Source organism: Mesorhizobium sp. M2A.F.Ca.ET.037.01.1.1, from assembly GCF_003998075.1.
Taxonomy (GTDB): Bacteria; Pseudomonadota; Alphaproteobacteria; order Rhizobiales; family Rhizobiaceae; genus Mesorhizobium.
In genome coordinates, this window is sequence record NZ_RZSA01001725.1 from 1 (window position 1) to 553 (window position 553).

At 69.8% G+C, this 553-nt stretch carries 1 protein-coding gene; it reads right to left on the bottom strand.

Annotation, left to right across the window (positions count from 1 at the left end; translation table 11 throughout):
• Nucleotides 1-528, bottom strand: a 528-nt coding sequence (locus tag EOA27_RS39455) for an NAD(P)-dependent alcohol dehydrogenase (protein WP_245491423.1), incomplete at its 3' end; no start/stop codon positions are given.
• Between the last annotated feature and the right edge of the window lie 25 nt (nt 529-553).

Genomic DNA, 553 nt, shown 5'->3' on the forward strand with positions numbered 1-553 from the left:
GCCCAGCACTTTCAGCGCCTTGATGATGATCGGCAGCAGATTGACCGTCGCCTCGGCGCCGGTGACGAAGCCGATGGTGAACAGCGTTCCGCCGGGCGCGGTGGCGTTGACCGCGCGGGCGAAGGTGGCGGCGCCGCCGGTCTCGACGACGAGGTCGGCGCCGAGGCCGTCGGTCAGCTCCAGCACCTTGCCGTCCCAGTCCGGCGTCGAGCGGTAATTGATCAGGTGATCGGCGCCCAGCGCCCTGGCCCGCTCCAGCTTCTCGTCCGAGGACGAGGTGATGATCACGGTGGCGCCGGCCGCCTTGGCGAGCTGCAGCGTGAAGATCGAGACGCCGCCGGTGCCGAGCAGCACGACCACCGAGCCCGGTCCGACATCAGCGGCGCGGAGCGCATTCCAGGCGGTAGTGCCGGCGATAGGCAGCGTCGAGGCCGCCTCGAAGGAGAGATGCGCCGGCACCGGCACGACCGAATTGGCCGGGAGCGCAACATATTCGGCGAGCGAACCCGGCAGCGAGATGCCGCGCATCTCCCTCATCTCGTAAGGCCGCGGC